Source organism: Rathayibacter agropyri (genome assembly GCF_013249015.1).
Classification (GTDB): Bacteria; Actinomycetota; Actinomycetes; order Actinomycetales; family Microbacteriaceae; genus Rathayibacter; species Rathayibacter agropyri.
Genome location: NZ_JABRPL010000001.1, coordinates 1,120,185 through 1,135,704, shown reverse-complemented (window position 1 = coordinate 1,135,704; position 15,520 = coordinate 1,120,185). Strand labels below are relative to the sequence as shown.

The following is a 15,520-nucleotide window of genomic DNA, read 5'->3' as shown; positions in this document are numbered from 1 at the left end:
AGCGCGGTCTTAACCCGCGCGGTTGCGGCCGAGGAGGCCGTGAATGCGGTCCTCCTCTAGCGTGAAGCTGATGCTGTCGATGGCCTGCATCCGGCCGTAGTTCTTGCTGAGGTCGTGGACCTCGATGACCGCGCTCACGGCGATCCCCCTTCTCTGATCATGTCTGCGAGCTGCTCGGTGCTGAGGCCGAGCTTGGCTGCCTCGGCGAGCAGTGGTGCGACGTACTGGTCGCGAAACTGCGTACGGCGCTTCTCGATGAGCCGGGCTGGTGCCCCCTCGGCAACGAACATGCCAATTCCCCTCTTCTTGTAGAGCACGCCGTCGTCAACGAGGAGGTTGACGCCCTTGCCCGCGGTGGCCGGGTTGATCCGATGGAACGCCGCGAACTCGTTGGTCGAGGGGACCTGGGTCTCCTCCGCGAGCGCGCCGGCGATGATGTCGTTTTCAATCTGCTCGGCGATCTGGAGAAAAAGCGGGCGGGAGTCGTCCACGGGCGGGTGCCTCCTCTTGGGGTCGTCGGGTGTCCTGGTCGGACGGTTCGTTGGTATGGCAACTAACCAACCAGGGTGGGTCACTGTTGTCAAGGACGCGTGGCTTCGCGGGGCGCTCCGGGCGGCAGGTACACTGGCTCAGCCAGCCTCTGTAGCTCAATGGAAGAGCGACTCCGTCCTAAGGAGCAGGTTGGGGGTTCGAGTCCCTCCAGGGGCACCACAGGGTTGTTGCTAAAACCGTTGCCACAGAAAATCGGCACGTTCGCGCCGTCGCTGGCCTCCGAGAGGCTGGTGAGGGTCCGAGCACCACTTCCACGAGTGGTGCTTTTTTCATGCGCGCTCGCCTGGACCGCCCGCGACCTGATCGTCGCGAACGGCTCGTTCAGTTCGGCGGTGATGGTCTCGTCAGTGTGGACGAGGGCGCGCTCGAAGAAAACCTGGTTGAAGAGCCGCTTGACGTGATCGGGCGCACTTTCGTACAGGCGGGCGCACTCTCCATGTTCACGTCGAGGGCGACCCGGACGGCGTGCTCGACGTCGGCGACGTCCTGGGTAAGACGTGCTTCGTCGCGTTCGGCGGTCGTGCGCTCGGAGCGGATGCGATCCTGCTCCTTCTTGAACAATCCTCCACCGGTGGCTACCTGAGGCACGCTCAGGCGCGGCTATCCTGCACACATGACGACGTCACTGTCAACACCGACTTGGCGCAAAATGAGAACTTGGCGCGCGAGATCTAGGACGATTGGTGGAGATAATGTCCGAGGCAGGACTCGACAGCGTCGAGGGGGAGGAGACGAACAGGTTGAGCAGTCGCTTCTTGCAGGGGGCAACAGACGTCGAAGCCATAGCCCGCTACTACGACCAGCCGCAATCCGTGGATTCGATGAGCGGCGTGCGGGGATGGCTTGGGTTGGCGAGGCTTCGGGCGGAGCTGGTCTCGGGCCTTCCGGCATCGCCTGGCCGCATCGCAGACGTTGGAGGTGGCTCCGGCGTCCATGCCGGGTGGCTAGCCGAACGGGGATACCGAGTCAGCCTTTCCGACTTGTCGGCCGAGCAAGTGCGCTCGGCCCGCGAACGAACCCGCCCTCGGCCTCTCGATGACTACGTGATCGCTGATGGACGAAATCTCCCATGGCCCGATGGCTCATTCGACGTGGTACTGCTCCTAGGGCCGATGTACCATCTTTTTGTCGCCGAGGAGCGGCGCCAGGTTCTAGTAGAGGCGAGAAGAATCTGCAGACCGGGTGGATCTATTTGGGCGGAGGGGTTGAGCCGGCTCTCTGTCATGCTCGGCGCACTGACGCAGAAACAAACTGACGGTGCCGAGCTCGAATGTCGGAAGAGCCTCTACGCGAACGGTGCTTCGCGGGGGCCAGTGGACGTATCGGAGTGGCTCACGGCTTCGTACTACCACGGGCCGGGCGAGCTTGCAGGTGAGTTCGAGCATGTGGGTCTGTCGGTTATTGACCAATTTGCGCTTGAAGGTCCGTCATGGCTCTCCACTGAACCCGAGACGCACAGAACGGATCCTGCACGGGCGCGCACGATCTTTGACGTCGCGACTAGTACGAGCCGTGATCCGGCCGCAATCGCGGCAAGCCCCCACATGATCGTTGTTGGACGAGTTCAGAAAAGACTGAGGAAGAGTGATGAGCGGGTTCGAAGAGATGCGCGCGTGGGGGCGCGCAATCATGAGCGGCGATAAAGTCAGGTTTCGTGCGATCAACCCGGAGGACCGGCCAATCCTGGCCCTGTGGTGGAGCGATGCCGGCGAGGCGATCCTTCAGCAGGAACGGATTGCGCTCTTGCCCGCCGAGCGCATCGGTGCAACGTTCGATGCTTGGAGTTCCAACGACTCGCCGGCGGGTGCCGGCTTTGCGGTCGTTGATGGCGACGAACACCTGATTGGGCATGTCACAATCTGGGGCATCACTGTTCCGACCAGGATTGCGACACTCGCAATCATAATTGGTCCGGATTTCCAAAATCGAGGCTATGGGCGCGACGCTATGGGCGTCGCGTTGCGCTTTGCGTTCCAGGAGATGGGAGCGCACAAAGTCGAGGTGCAGGCATGGGATTATAACGACCGCGCAGTGCGCCTTTACAAGTCGCTCGGATTTGTTGAGGAGGGACGCCGACGCGCAGCAGCATTCCATCAGAGCAGGTTCCACAGTCAAGTGCAGCTCGGACTGCTTTTCGATGAATATGCCGCCAGAGTCGCGGCTCAGACCGTGAATTCCGCGGGACGCGCCTAGGAACGTGTCGATCAACCGGCGTGGTCGGGACGAGCGCAGCGCGGAGACGATGACCAACTTGTCTTAGCCTCAAAACCGAGGATTACTTGGTCGCTGGTATGCCCTCATTGATCTGTACGGCCGTCCCGTTAGGATCGACAAGACGAAGGGAGCGACCGAAAGGTTCTGGTTCAATGTGTCCAGGATCGAATCCGGCACTGCGCATCCGCGCCTGGATGATCTCTAGCGCCTCCTCGCTTTCGAACGACAACTCGATTGCACCGGGGGCAACGTCGTGGTCGGGGCTTTTGGCGGAATGTATTGCGACCTTGCCGCCTTCGGCCTCCAGCTCAATCCACTCCCGCGACTCGGTCGAATACCCGGGAATGAGTCCCATGGCCCGATAGAAGCGATCGCTCAAATCATTGTTTTTCGTGAATTGCACTACCAATATCTTCATGAAGAGATCCTTTCGCTCAATAGTTGATATTTTCCAGGAAGAGGGGCGCGGAGAGCGCCTCAGCTTCTCGTGGGTGGACGGGTCCCTCAGAAGGATCGGATCGCGGCGCCAACGAGCGCCAAAATCACGGCCGCTAGGATCACGGACGTCGCCGTGGCCCACCAGCTCGAGAACGACCACATGCCGACAGCGATCGTCCACCCGGTCAGCGCGAGCGCGCATCCCGCGTACACGAGCCCGGTGTATTGAGACCTTTCCACCGGAACAGAGTAATCAGAACGCGCTCCGAAACGCTCACCGCGCGCCACCAGCGGGGAGCTGCTCGGTGGTCCTGAGACGGTGGACATCCATCATGGCGCCGATCCGTCGCTGCAGGCGACGCAGGGGGAGTCGCTCTCGGCTGCTTCTTCGTCGCTCATCCCCTGACGAGACGCGGTCAAATCAGTGCCAGGGTTGCCCTCCACGCGGTCGAATGGGGGAGCGGTGGCGGACGGCTCCCTGTGGAGGAACGCTGACCCGGTATGTGCTCGGCGCCCTGGCCCTCACCTCAGGCGCGGCGTGTCGACGGATGATGGTCGTCGCCTTTTTGTTGTCACCATGCAATGGAGGGAGGGCGGCGCGGGCGTGTCTAAGCCCGCGAGCACGATCTCTCGGCCGGTCCGCCTAAAGAACATCTCGCGACAGGACCACTGCGACTGCGAGTGTGCCTAGCGCAAGCGCAGCGCCGTAAAGTAGTAGGCGGCATTCGTGGCTACGGCTTTGGCCCGGTTTTCATTCCGTCTTGTACGGTTAAACCTTACAGACCTCCATCACAGGTTGTCATGTCGGGTAAATTGGGGAAGAATCGGGGTACGCCACTTGTGGCCGGACGTCAATGTCGCCAACTCGAAGGACGCTCCCGTGTAGGTGTGTCGTGCGTGTTCGATAAAGCCGGGCACCTGGTTCACTGCGTTGACGTCCATGCCCATTCTTGCGAGATGAGAAGAGGGCGAATCCGACTCGCGGAACGGTCGCGCTGACGGAGGCACAATCTACGGTGATGTCGCAAGCGGTCACGGTAGCGGAGCACGCGGTGAGCGAGACCGCGGGACGGTCTTGATGAATGTCGTGCATCCGACCAACGTGGGAGTTTGGCGAGAAGGCCCGTGTCGACCTCTCTGTCCCTCCGGCTGACGAAGAAGAGTTCCCGTCTGCATCCTTTGACACCCGCGTCGAGGAAGAGGACCTGGACATGTCGACGCGGACGGAGGCCGCAGAGGAGGAGGACGATCGCGATGCGTCGGCCCGAGCGCATGACACAACTCGCACGTTCCGGGGTGCTGACCGGTAACCCGCTTTTCGACGGGGTTGCGGGAGCGGCTAAGGACGACCCGCCCGATACCCGCACATTCCGTTGATCCTTCTGATTCTTTCCGATCGCGCTTCGACGAATTGCTTCCGCTCGTCGATACCCCTCTCAGGGGGACGCCGGGCGTTGGTCGGTGATGACTTGAGACCGGGTGCGGCACAAGAACTGCCTGGTCAGGGCTTGAATCGGTACACCTCGTAGTATCGCGGGTGCGAGACGCTGACGTCTTAATCGGCCCATCCATACAAAGGTCACACGTCTGACCTGAGCACATACTCATCGTTGTGTTAGCCTGCGTCAGCGAAAGCACTAATGGGGGCGCCGAAAGGTGCTACGTGAAATGGGGAAACATGATTCGATGCAGAGTTGCGAAGGTTGTTGCCGGTGCGCTGGCTGCCAGTGGTCTCGTTATGGGGGGAGCGATCGGCGCATCAGCGACGACGGTGTATCCGTCCGACGGTGGGGTCTGGAATCACGGTGTACGCTCCGGTGGTCAGTACGGAAGTGGCGGCCAGGTTTATTCCGAATACCAGCACGGGGGCAAGACGCACAGGTCGACTGCATGCGGGTACCGGGGATGTGCCTACAGTGGCTGGAAGCCTTCCTCGACGCTCGCTATAGCTCACTGGTCGCCGATGAAGGCGTCGGGTAATACGGCGTATTACGACGTCCTGTCCTAGATGCTGCGTGCCGGCGTACAGTCTGTTCGCCGGCACGCAGTACCGTGTACTAACTTTCTTGGCTAATGCCCGTCACGGGCCGTAGCCCTCGAGTAATTGGCGGTTTAACGTGTGGGCGAGAATGTGGTCAATCTGTGGATGCGCGCTGTTGGTCGTCGGTCTAACCGCCTGTACGGGCCGGACTCCTCCTGCGGCTGAGGGGGATGCGAGTCTTCCCGGCGTCGAATTTACTGGGCCGTGGGCTGCGGAGTTTTCCGCCAGCTATGCACGGGCTTCCGACGACTTCTCTCGGAAGGCGATCGGAGACGGCTCGATCTCCGAGCAGGAGTACTCGGAGATGATAGATCGCTTCAGAGGTTGCGTCTCGGGATTCGGGTACGACATCGGTGAATACAAGTTGGACGGCTCGTTCACCCTCACGTTTCCGCCAGAGACCTCTGCTGATGTCGCCAACAAAAACGTTGACGCGTGTTCGCGCCAGTCCGGCGAAGCCGAGATCGGGTCGCTCTACAGCTGGACACATCGTAACCCTGACAGGTCCAACGAAGACTCGTTGATCGTAGAATGTCTGGTGGCGAAGGCGGTCGTACCATCGACTTACTCGACGAGCGACTACGCTAACGACTCGTCTCGCAATGAATTTCCCTTTGCAGACGAGGAGTCGGGTGGCGAAGTCCTCGAGCGTTGCCGGATCGACCCTCTCGGGGAGCAGTCGTGAGACGCGAGTCTCGCACGTCGCAACATTTGTGGCTCAAACGTCATGGGTAAGGGCAAAGGCTACGGCCTGATGATGCTTGCGGGCATCGGTGTCGCTAGCTCGGCATTCGTAGTGGGCCTTGCGCTTGCCGTACCGCCTGCGGTGCCAGGGTCTGTGACGATGACGACATCGACGCCATCGACATTCGAACTCACGTCGCAAAAACTGGTCGATGCTCGCACAGTCAAGCTGTCCGTTCAGCAGGGCGGAAAGTCCCCGGTGCAGGTACCCCGGACCGGGACGGTGACGGCTCTCGGGTGTGCACCCGGGTCTGCACTCTCCTCGTGGCAGAGCTTCATTGCCGTCGACGGAGTGAATCTCCTGAGCGTGGCAACGACAACTCCGCTGTACCGTGACCTGCACGCTGGGGACAGCGGAGACGACGTCCGTGCTCTGCAGGAAGAACTCAGACGCCTCGGTAAGTCGGTCCGCGCCGACGGGGTTCTGGGTTTGACATCCATCGAGATGGTGAACACACGGCTTCGTGAGCTGGGCGGACCTGCTTCTCCCTTTGGCACCATCGCCAGGGATTCCATCGTCTGGCTGCCGGTTCCCGAAGGGACGGCTGCCTCCTGCGCCGTCACTCTCGGAGGGCAGGTCGAATCCGGCGCCGCAGTCGCAGCCCTTGATCCACAAGCGACCGGCGCTGACGTCAGCAACATTCCGCACGATCTCGTACCAGGACAGCGAGTAGTGGTGGTTGGCGAGCTTCGTCTACCCGTCGACGAATCCGGAGCGGTCACGACTGCCGAGGACATCAGCGCTCTCAGGCGGACAACGGCCTTCAAGCAGGCGTTGCAGGCCTCTGACTCCTCCGGAGCTGCCGGAAGTGGGGCGCGGACCAACGCCGACTCGGGTGGCTCCGTGACCCTTGATGCCAGCCTTGAACTCGCTTCGCCACTCGAGACATGGGCTGTCCCTCCGGGCGCGATATTCGCACTGAAGGATAATCGTGGCTGCACCAGCTCAGAAGGGTCCAAATTTGCTGTCGAGGTTGTTGGCTCTGAGCTTGGAAAGTCTTTCGTGGTCTTCCCTGACTCGGAAGTGCCAGACAGTGTCGACGCTGTGCCAGACGGCTCTGGCGCATGTTAGACAGCCGATCAGCTGCTCCGCTCGATGAGTGCTCTGCCGCAGACAAGTTCGTCGAGCTTCTCGATGTTCAGCACTCTTTCGATGGTCGAAGGCCGCTCTTTGAAGGGATATCTCGCGTACTCCTGCCCTCTCGAAGCTACGCGCTGATGGGTCCGTCCGGCTCCGGAAAGTCGACCTTGCTGGCGATCATCGCGGGCTCCGTCACTCCGACGTCCGGATCACTACGGAAGAACCGGATCACGAGTACCGGTTGGGTCTTCCAGAACCCGCATGGCTCGGCGAGGCGCTCAGCGATCGATCACGTTGTCCTGCCCTTCCTCGCGAAAGGAGAGAGCCGGGAATTGGCCGAAGAGCGTGCAATGGACCTCCTCGAGACCTTCGGTCTTCGAGAAAAGAGAGACGCTCCGTTCGCCCAGCTCTCGGGCGGCGAGGCTCAACGTCTGATGCTCGCTCGAGCTATGGCTTTCTCGCCCGATCTGCTTCTCGTGGATGAGCCGACTGCTCAGCTGGACACCGGGACGGCCGAGGTCGTGATCGAGGCACTCGCGAAGGTATCAAGCGGTGGAAGCATCGTTGTCGTAGCGACGCACGATTGCCGTGCGGCGGAGGCCTGCCACACCGTTATCGAATTGGTCACCTGAGATGCGGTTCTCGTCCATCCTCTCGGAGGCGATGCGGAATGTCTCCACTCGTACGAGTAAGCCGCTCCTTGCGCTGATGTTCTTCGTCATCATCGTCGGCTCCTTGTGTGTCTATGATGTGACGACAGTGACGGCGATCACGGCGAGGTTCCGGGAGTTCCTCTCCGCCGGTGCGACTGTTTCCACTGTCAGTTCCGCCAAGAGTGTCATCGGTACTGCCTGCGAAAATCTTGCTGGTGTCTCTGGAGCCCGAGCAGCAGGAGCTCTCTCGGAGGGCGAGGGAATTGTCTTCGAAGCGTTACCGTCTTCTATCGTGCCGACAAAGGAGGTGACTCCGCGCTTCGTCGAGCTTCTCGCGCATGAGTCGGATCCCTCAATCGCCGGAATGTTTTTTTCCCAGGAGGTTGCGCTCGCGTTGAGTCTCGGCATCGGTGAACGAGTCGAGACCACAAGGGGCCCTGTCTCTGTCGCAGGCATCTTCGATTATCCGGACGACGGGCGCGTTCCCGGCTTGGGCTGGTCGGTCCTCGACGTCGTTCCGGCCGACCGCATGTTCGATTCATGCTGGTTGGACGTACCATATGCGCAATCGCTGGCTCCGTCTTACATTCTCACCGCCGTTGCGCCCGGCACCGCCGAGAAGCCCACGGTGGGCCAGCTCAACGCTCGCCTGGGCAGCAACTACGACTTTGGAGCACTTATCGGGGAGCGGGACTCCTTGCTGACGATTCCGAGTGCAGTTCTCGTTGGTCTCGCGCTTGGCTTTGTCCTCGTGCGATTGCGTCGCTTGGAGTTGGCCTCCGCGCTACACATAGGTGTCGGGAGGAGTGCTCTCTTCGTGCAGATTCTCGTTGAGAATGTCGCGTGGCTGTCGGCGGCCAGCGCTCTGGTGATGGCCGCGACGCTCGTGTTCGTCGTGCCGGAAGCCGCATCCGATCGCACTGCGCTAGTGCTCGGCACTCTGCGCATCCTTGCGCTCGCGGCGGCATCGGTGCTCCTGGGCTCGTCTCTCGGTGTGGCTCTCACCAGAGAGAAGCACATGTTTCGGTACTTCAAGGAGCGGTGAAAGCCTCGGCTCGAGGAGCCGACTTGTGCCGCTCCAATGAGCAGCAGGCCGCTAACTCCCGCGGCGGTCACAATCTCAAGCGGGATCCCGACGACGGTGAGGCTTCCCGCCCGACTCGAGGTGACATCTGGTGGCCGACCCGAGTGTTGATGATGATCAGCCAAAAGGTAAAGAAGAACCAGAAGACAAAGACCGCGGATGTGACGGTCACCACGAAGCTGGGGACGAGCGGGGACCGCTCGCCACAACCGTGATGAGCGTGGCGACGGTTGTGGAAAATGCGAACGAGTGGTCGATGACGATGTCGAACAGGAGGCCGGCTTCGTCGAACAAGCCCAGCAGGCTGACGATTGTGCTGGTGTCTAGGTAGGGCGTGTGCTCGTGAGCGAGACGGATCGGGGCTGAGGCGAGGAGGTGGCCGAGCACGATCAGGATGGGTCATGTGAACGTCCGACGCACTCTGTCGCATGCTTTCGATGCCGGTGAGGTACGAGACGTTCTCAATAGTCGTCGCGACGACGCATTCCGTTCCGCCTTCATCCATGACGCGTGCAAGGCGCGACACGTTCGCAATGCTCAGTCGTTGTCGTTGATCGAGTCATGAGAGGTCGAAGCTGTGTTGCCGAGCGGCGAAACTCCGGGGCGGATAGGGCGGAACGAGACAGGTGACGGACGGCGCACGCCATAGCTACGCTCCGCTCCGGCATGCTCGCTCGCGCGGTATTGACACCGACGTCTGTCGGCGTGACCCCCCACTTTGACGAGCGTCCGCGCATCGCTGTCGGCTGTCGGTGAAGGTTCTTGGGAGTCACGGCGTGATCGCCCACTCACCGGAGGTGGCTTGCGGGCGTAACCGGTGGTGAGCGAGAGTTCAACTCGTGGGGAGTGGGGCGAAGCACCGGATGTGCTGCGCCCCACTCCCCACGTCACGGCAGTGTCAGTTGTGCTGGCTTGCCGTCGCGCCGGTTGCTCGCGGCGCGGACTTCGGACTCATCACGCTTCGCCGGAGAGCGCGGGACCGTAACCGATCCCGCCGCCTGCCCCGCCGCCGAAGCCGCCGCCGAAGCCGAACCCGCCGCCGAAGCCGAATCCACCTCCGAATCCACCTCCGAACCCGCCGCCTGCTCCTGCTCCGGCTCCGCCGCCTGCTCCGCCACCTACCACGATGACGATTTCGCCGCCGCCGCCTGCTCCGCCGCCGACTCCGCCACCTGCTCCGCCACCGACCTCGCCGCCTGCTCCGCCGCCGACTCCGCCACCTGCTCCGCCACCGACCTCGCCGCCTGCTCCGCCACCGACTCCGCCACCGACCTCGCCACCTGCTCCGCCGCCTGCTCCGCCACCGACCTCGCCGCCAGCTCCGCCACCGACTCCGCCACCTGCACCGCCGCCTGCACCGCCGCCTGCTCCGCCGCCAGCTCCGCCACCGACTCCGCCGCCGATGCCTCCGCCGATTTCACCGCCGATGCCTCCGCCGATTTCACCGCCGACTCCGCCGCCTGCTCCGCCGCCGACTCCTCCGCCTGCTCCGCCGCCGACTCCGCCGCCAATGCCGCCGCCGACTCCGCCGCCAATGCCGCCGCCGATTCGTCCGCCAGCGCCGCCGCCAATTCCGCCGCCAGCGCCACCGCCGACCTGAATCGCCCCAGCCGTGGTGAACGAGGTGGTTCGGTCATCCTCCGCGACACCAAAGGAAGTGTCGACGAAGACATTGCCTCCGACTCTGACCAGACCGGTTACCGTCGCGACTTCTGCTGCGTGAGCGTCGTCGGCGAAGATGAACTGGTAGGTACGGTCGACCCCATCGGTCCCGGGAATGGTGCTGCGAACCGAGAAGGGGCCCTGATGGAAGCGTTCGTTCGATACTCGAGCAGACAGGGCGTAGCCGGTGACGCTGGCGGTGAAGAGGAAGGTGTGCGTGGCATTCGCCGCCGTCCAGAGCGTCACCTCCTCGTACTCTCCCGCGAACGTCAGATCGTCGAGAGACACACCGAAGGCCGCTGCGAGTGAGACCAGCGATGCAGAAGGAGCCGGAGCACCGTCAGCAGTACTCTTCGGAGTGTCCGCGGACGCCGCTCCAATGTGGGCGTCGCCGCCGAAAGCCCAGGCGTTTGCCGGGGTTGCCCTGATCGCGCCGGGAGCGGTCCACCTGAATTCGCTTTCCCGCGGGCCAGGGGTGCTGTTGATTGCGGCCACGGCGTCCGACGCGTCAGCACTGTCCGGGCCGTTCCACACCGGGACAGTGATGGAGCCGAAGGCCGAGGTCCTAGTGAGTCCTGGCTCGATCGCCTCCTGGCCCTCATGCCCGGTGCTTTGTGCGTACTTCGTTCCCGCAGTAACACTTCCGCTGAACCACTGCGTCGTCGTCTCTGCCTGCGCAGGCGTTGCCGCCGTGATAGCCAAGGCCGCTGCGGCGAGCATAGAGACTGTTGCAGTTTGCTTCTTGTTGATCATTTGTTACCCCCCGATAACTCGTGTTCATTTCTTATACTGAATGTTAAGAGTCGTGAGTTTCGACTCGTTTCGATTGTGGCATGTTCGCTCGAACCTCGAGGATTCTCAGAAAAGCACAGTAAAAACAACGGGCAAGGAAATCCCCGATCACACCCTTGATCCTCTAGTACTGTGCGCAGGTCCTGACCTGCGCTTTCCCAGGTATCCATAAGGCATGGTGGACTCTTTACTTCGGACCTGGAATGATAGGGATTTTGCGAGAGACGCGGCAGGGGAAAGGGATCCGGTAGGTTTCGCGGTTCAGGCGGCGGCGGGACCTCTTGCGGAGCCTGATGAGCGTCCGGACGGTCTTCGCTCAGGCTGCTCAGACATGATCGAGGCTGGTATCCGACGGAAGGTTCTCTGTGAGCATGTTCAAGCGCGTTCTCGGCATGGCGTCGAAAGCTCTCGATTCGAAGGTCGGTGGGAGCCCGTCCTCAGGCGGTACGACCGACTGGCGCGAACTGGTCCGCACGGCCGTGGACACGGTAACGGGAGACTCGCGGACGACGACTGCGCAGCCGCGCGCCGCCGCTCGGCCCCAGGACGCTCGACCCGGGCAGCCGGCAGCGAGCCAGGAGGACCGCTTGGCGATCGCCCGGTACGACTACCTCCTCCGCACCGCCGACCCCGAGCAACTGGAGCAGGTGCATCGCGAGTCGTTCGCGACGCTGACGCCGGCGCAACGTACGCAGGTCGAAGAACGGCTTCGCGAAGAACTGCCCGCACACGAACAGCCGAGCTCGTCAGCACCGGAGGATCTCGCGCGCGCAGCGACGCGGGGTGAGGCGAACAGCCCGGGTTTTTTGAGGAGGATGTTCTCGACGCCAACGGTGCGCGGCGCTCTTGCGGGAGCCGGGGTCGGAGCGGCGGGGATCGGGATCGGAGCCGCTGGCGGATTACTGACGGCGGTCGCGGGCGGCGCAGTGGTGAGCAGTCTGGCAGGCCCGCTACTGGCGCAGGCGTCGGAGTTCGGAGCGGATGTCGACAACCTTGCGGGAGACGTCGGCGACATCACCGGCGGCGCGGGGGACGTAGTGTCCGGGGCGGGAGAGCAGGTGTCGGGACTGAGGGAGCAGGTGTCGGAGTTCGGCTCGGACTTCCCGCTTCCGGGGCTCGGTGACCTCGGAAACTTCTTCGACCGCTAAGCCTTCTCTGCGACGCGACGGCGAAAGAACCGGGACGCGATCGTCAGGCCGACGCCCGCGAGGAGCAGGACGGCGCCGACGATTGCGACCGCCGTGGTCGACCAGTCCGGTCGGTCGACCACGTCCGTTCCGTCGAGAAGTGTCCATTCGCACGCTCCGCCGAGGGGCCACCACGACCAGAACCCCCGAACGAGGTCGCCCGCCTCAGGCGGTACGCCGCCCAGGCTGCCCCGGCAGGCGTCGTCGAAGCCCTGAGTGCTGAGGGTCCAGTACTGCAGTGGCACAAGGGCGAGGGCGACGAGACTGATGGCGACGAGGATGACGCCCACGAGAAGGGTGAGACGGCGGGTACTGAGGGCTCGTCTCGCCGGAATCGGGCGGGGGTCGGGCTGCGTCTCGGTCATCGTCCGATCGTGCCACGGGTGGGTGGTAGGCGGTTTGAGGGCGTCGGAGTCGTGTGTCACCGAGGATGACAGGCGTGAACGGGCGCGTTCGCGGTCGGGCCGGGCGAACTGAACTCGGTTGCGGACGCTCCGCCGACATGACCATCGCCTGCCGAGATGAGCGACCCCCGCCCCGCCGGGGCGTCGTACGCTCGTGGACATGGGGTTTGTCTTCTCGCTGCTGATCATCGTGCTGATGGTGCTGGCGCTGGTGGATGTCGTGCGGCAGCCGGACAGCGTGGTCCGGAATCTGCCGAAGATCGTGTGGGTCCTGCTGATCGTGTTCATCCCGATCATCGGGGTCTCGCTGTGGTTCCTCCTCGGGCACGAGTGGAAGCGCGGCGACGGCGGCTCGTTCGTGCCGGGTGGGCTCACGCCGCGGCGTCGCCCGCGGGCACCCTCGACGGTCGTCTTGCGGCCCGCGCCGAAGAGCACGGAGGAGCAACTCGCCGATCTGGAGCGAGAGGAGGCGCACTATGCGCGGCTCGCCGAGGAGCAGCGTCGCCGCCGAGAGGGGGAGCGGCCGCTCGACGCGTGAACGGCCGCCCCGGCGTTTAGCTCCTCTTCGCGAAGTCGGACGCATTCCACTCGATGGAGGCGAGCTTCGCCTGGCCCTCCACGTTGGGGTGGAAGTAGTCGGTGGTGCTGATCATCCGCTCCTCCGGCTTAACCGCGGTCAGCGCACCGCCATCCCAGTCGCAGAGCGGCCCATCGGCAGTGCACGCGGCCTTCAGAGCGGTGTTGTACTCGGCAGTCCGCGCCTGCGCAGCGGCAGCGGAGGCCTCTGCGGCCTGGGGGCTCAGAGCGGTGCCTGACGAGTCGACACCGCGAGTGGTGCGGCAGGCGTTGGCGATCGCCCAATAGAGTGGCGCGGGTCCGGACCGCATCGCCGACCACTCCCCGGCGATGTCCGGCATGGAGGAGAGGACGATGTGGGCGGAGGGCCAGGTGGTGCGGATCTTCGTGATCGCGGCCGCGGCCTGGGTCTTGAAGGTGCTGGCGGGGGTCATCGTGTAGCCATCGGGGCCGACGGGAACGTTCGGGGCGCAGAGGTCGTTGCCGCCGATCAGAAGGGTAACGACATCGGCGTGGACGCCTGCCGCTTTGGCGGTGTCGATCCTTGACGGAACCTGGGAGATCAGGTCTCCTGAGGTGGAGTAGTTCGCGGTCGTGACGGTAACTCCGGGCAGAGTTGATCCAAGGCGCGAGGCGAAGGAGTTCACCTCGGGGTTCGTCCCGGTGGACCAGCTATTGCGCGGACAGTTCTCGAGAGCGTCGCAGCTGGCGAACGCCTGAGTGAGCGAATCGCCGAGACTGACGACGGAGAGGGTGCCGGGCGTCGCGGCCGTCGCGGCCTGAGCCGGGACGACTGCTGCGGCGAGGGCGACCGCGGCGCCGACAGCGAGGGTGCGAACGCGGCGGATTCTCGTAGAAGACGGGTTCATCGTGATGGTGTTGCGCATGGTCAATCCGATCTTGACGGGGGTATAAGGGGCCGTCGGCATCGACCGTAGACGAGTTGAGCCCACTTCGTCTTGTCCTGACATGCCCCAGAAAGGGCGGGATGAACGGCAGTCCGGGCGCTGCAGCGCGCTACTCCACGATTGGTGGCGCCGCCGACGCAGATCGCCCTGATTCGGCGGCCGATGGGCGCGGTCGCCGTGGCGCTGAACGCCCCGGCGCGCACTCACACAGCGACGCTTCTGGTGCCTCCGGAGTTGCGCGCTCGGCGGATGCAGAGCGCTCGATCGCGGTGCCGACCGGGCCGCTCTCAGAAGGTGTAAGGCTCAGGCCGGGATCTTGCGCCCGAGCTGAGCAGCAGCTGCCTCGGCGGCGCGTTCTGCCTCCTCGACGCTCGAGAAGAGTCCCGATCGGACGGGCAGGGCGCTAGACGCTAGGAGAGGGTCGATCTCGAGTCGGAACCGGGGAAGGTCTGCGCCGGGCACGACGACGATCCTGACTCCGTTCCGGCTCCATCGCGCGGGTTGGACAGTGGGGATCTGTGTCATGGTGCTCTCCGCTTTCGCGTTCATCGACACGAGTGGCGGGCGCCTCGATCGTGCACGCCTCACGCTACGACCGGTACGAACTCTCCTGAACGGGCTTGACCTCCCAGGTTTTTTGGGCTTACTACTGCAAATGGTCGAGCGTGTCGCTGATTCTGCGGAGGCACTCGATGAGCACGGACACCTGAGTGGAGTCGAGAGCAGCGAGCACGTCGCCCTCGGCCGCAACGAGATGCCGCATGGCCTCGTCGACCCGCTTAGTGCCGCGCGGAGTGAGCGAGATGATCTTGCTCCGCGAATCCGCCGCGTTGTGTTCGCGGACGACGAGGCCGCGGGCGGCAAGACGGTCGACGCGGCTGGCGAGGTTGCCGCTCGAGAGGACGAGGCGAGCCGCCAAGCCGGACGGCGTCATCCCGTTCGGGCCGAGCTGGCGCAGGAGGGAGAGCAACTCAAACTCCCACGGGGTGAGGTCGCTGGCTGCGAAGGACTGTCGGCGCACCTCTTGCACACGCGGGCTCAGCCGACGTAGGCGCGACAGGACATCGAGGGGGGCGAGGTCCAGATCGGGCAACGCACTGGCCCAAGCGTCAATCACCAGATCGACATCGTCGTCTTCTCGCATTCCCCCCATTATCCTCGGGTGGCGCGAACGGCGAGAACGG

The 15,520-nt window shown here is 63.6% G+C and carries 20 protein-coding genes and 1 tRNA gene; 11 read left to right on the top strand and 10 right to left on the bottom strand.

Annotated elements, in window-relative coordinates; genetic code table 11:
- Positions 1-9: 9 nt before the first annotated feature.
- Positions 10-138: a P-loop NTPase family protein gene (locus HRF29_RS15115; RefSeq protein WP_281357249.1), complete on the bottom strand. Its 129-nt coding sequence runs from the start codon at positions 136-138 to the stop codon at positions 10-12.
- Positions 135-491, bottom strand: a complete 357-nt coding sequence (locus HRF29_RS05260) for a GntR family transcriptional regulator (RefSeq protein ID WP_173245572.1) — start codon at positions 489-491, stop codon at positions 135-137. Before HRF29_RS05260 ends, HRF29_RS15115 begins: the two co-directional genes overlap by 4 nt.
- A gap of 145 nt (positions 492-636) precedes the next feature.
- Between HRF29_RS05260 and HRF29_RS05255 the strand changes: the two genes are divergently transcribed.
- From HRF29_RS05255 to HRF29_RS05235, 4 genes are all read left to right on the top strand, one after another.
- Positions 637-711: transfer RNA gene (locus tag HRF29_RS05255), tRNA-Arg, on the top strand.
- 306 nt (positions 712-1,017) lie between these two features.
- A complete protein-coding gene (locus tag HRF29_RS05245; RefSeq protein ID WP_173245566.1) occupies positions 1,018-1,227 on the top strand; it encodes a hypothetical protein in 210 nt (69 codons plus the stop codon).
- 17 nt (positions 1,228-1,244) lie between these two features.
- Complete coding sequence (locus tag HRF29_RS15475; protein WP_425503106.1) at positions 1,245-2,195, top strand: class I SAM-dependent methyltransferase; 951 nt, start codon at positions 1,245-1,247, stop codon at positions 2,193-2,195.
- On the top strand, positions 2,140-2,745 hold the full coding sequence (locus tag HRF29_RS05235; protein ID WP_173245560.1) for a GNAT family N-acetyltransferase: 606 nt from the start codon (positions 2,140-2,142) through the stop codon (positions 2,743-2,745). Before HRF29_RS15475 ends, HRF29_RS05235 begins: the two co-directional genes overlap by 56 nt.
- Positions 2,746-2,827: 82 nt before the next feature.
- On the opposite strand, the gene HRF29_RS05230 is transcribed toward HRF29_RS05235, so the two are convergent.
- Positions 2,828-3,184 carry a VOC family protein gene (locus HRF29_RS05230; protein ID WP_173245557.1) on the bottom strand — a complete coding sequence of 119 codons (357 nt, stop codon included), beginning with the start codon at positions 3,182-3,184 and terminating at the stop codon, positions 2,828-2,830.
- An 86-nt stretch (positions 3,185-3,270) separates the two neighbouring features.
- On the bottom strand, positions 3,271-3,444 hold the full coding sequence (locus HRF29_RS05225) for a hypothetical protein (protein ID WP_173245554.1): 174 nt from the start codon (positions 3,442-3,444) through the stop codon (positions 3,271-3,273).
- 1,438 nt (positions 3,445-4,882) lie between these two features.
- Between HRF29_RS05225 and HRF29_RS15470 the strand changes: the two genes are divergently transcribed.
- The 5 genes from HRF29_RS15470 to HRF29_RS05200 all read left to right on the top strand — a co-directional run bounded on the left by HRF29_RS15470 (position 4,883) and on the right by HRF29_RS05200 (position 8,768).
- Complete coding sequence (locus tag HRF29_RS15470) at positions 4,883-5,212, top strand: lactococcin 972 family bacteriocin (protein ID WP_425503105.1); 330 nt, start codon at positions 4,883-4,885, stop codon at positions 5,210-5,212.
- 148 nt (positions 5,213-5,360) lie between these two features.
- Positions 5,361-5,930 carry a hypothetical protein gene (locus HRF29_RS05215; protein ID WP_173245548.1) on the top strand — a complete coding sequence of 190 codons (570 nt, stop codon included), beginning with the start codon at positions 5,361-5,363 and terminating at the stop codon, positions 5,928-5,930.
- 42 nt (positions 5,931-5,972) lie between these two features.
- Complete coding sequence (locus HRF29_RS05210) at positions 5,973-7,061, top strand: peptidoglycan-binding domain-containing protein (RefSeq protein ID WP_173245545.1); 1,089 nt, start codon at positions 5,973-5,975, stop codon at positions 7,059-7,061.
- Positions 7,055-7,702, top strand: coding sequence for an ABC transporter ATP-binding protein (locus HRF29_RS05205; protein ID WP_173245542.1), 648 nt, complete (start codon positions 7,055-7,057; stop codon positions 7,700-7,702). Before HRF29_RS05210 ends, HRF29_RS05205 begins: the two co-directional genes overlap by 7 nt.
- Positions 7,703-7,778: 76 nt before the next feature.
- A complete protein-coding gene (locus HRF29_RS05200) occupies positions 7,779-8,768 on the top strand; it encodes a hypothetical protein (RefSeq protein ID WP_173245539.1) in 990 nt (329 codons plus the stop codon).
- Between the two features lie 207 nt (positions 8,769-8,975).
- On the opposite strand, the gene HRF29_RS05195 is transcribed toward HRF29_RS05200, so the two are convergent.
- Together HRF29_RS05195 and HRF29_RS05190 are read right to left on the bottom strand one after the other, a co-directional pair.
- Complete coding sequence (locus HRF29_RS05195; protein WP_173245536.1) at positions 8,976-9,194, bottom strand: hypothetical protein; 219 nt, start codon at positions 9,192-9,194, stop codon at positions 8,976-8,978.
- Between the two features lie 567 nt (positions 9,195-9,761).
- On the bottom strand, positions 9,762-10,757 hold the full coding sequence (locus HRF29_RS05190; RefSeq protein ID WP_173245533.1) for a hypothetical protein: 996 nt from the start codon (positions 10,755-10,757) through the stop codon (positions 9,762-9,764).
- Positions 10,758-11,632: 875 nt separating this feature from the next.
- Between HRF29_RS05190 and HRF29_RS05185 the strand changes: the two genes are divergently transcribed.
- Complete coding sequence (locus HRF29_RS05185; RefSeq protein ID WP_187698282.1) at positions 11,633-12,409, top strand: hypothetical protein; 777 nt, start codon at positions 11,633-11,635, stop codon at positions 12,407-12,409.
- Here HRF29_RS05185 and HRF29_RS05180 read toward each other — a convergent pair.
- On the bottom strand, positions 12,406-12,813 hold the full coding sequence (locus HRF29_RS05180) for a hypothetical protein (protein WP_173245528.1): 408 nt from the start codon (positions 12,811-12,813) through the stop codon (positions 12,406-12,408). The genes HRF29_RS05185 and HRF29_RS05180 overlap by 4 nt on opposite strands.
- Before the next feature lie 199 nt (positions 12,814-13,012).
- Here HRF29_RS05180 and HRF29_RS05175 point away from each other — a divergent pair, with 199 nt between their 5' ends.
- A complete protein-coding gene (locus HRF29_RS05175; RefSeq protein ID WP_173245525.1) occupies positions 13,013-13,390 on the top strand; it encodes a PLD nuclease N-terminal domain-containing protein in 378 nt (125 codons plus the stop codon).
- Positions 13,391-13,406: 16 nt separating this feature from the next.
- Here the strand turns inward: HRF29_RS05175 and HRF29_RS05170 are convergent, their stop codons facing one another.
- The 3 genes from HRF29_RS05170 to HRF29_RS05160 all read right to left on the bottom strand — a co-directional run bounded on the left by HRF29_RS05170 (position 13,407) and on the right by HRF29_RS05160 (position 15,480).
- Positions 13,407-14,315 (bottom strand): SGNH/GDSL hydrolase family protein, encoded by a 909-nt coding sequence (locus tag HRF29_RS05170; protein ID WP_173245522.1) that lies wholly within the window; start codon positions 14,313-14,315, stop codon positions 13,407-13,409.
- 324 nt (positions 14,316-14,639) lie between these two features.
- Positions 14,640-14,861, bottom strand: coding sequence for a hypothetical protein (locus HRF29_RS05165; RefSeq protein WP_173245519.1), 222 nt, complete (start codon positions 14,859-14,861; stop codon positions 14,640-14,642).
- A gap of 121 nt (positions 14,862-14,982) precedes the next feature.
- The gene (locus tag HRF29_RS05160; protein ID WP_173245516.1) at positions 14,983-15,480 is read right to left on the bottom strand and encodes a MarR family winged helix-turn-helix transcriptional regulator; all 498 of its coding nucleotides are present in this window, start codon (positions 15,478-15,480) and stop codon (positions 14,983-14,985) included.
- Positions 15,481-15,520: the final 40 nt, after the last annotated feature.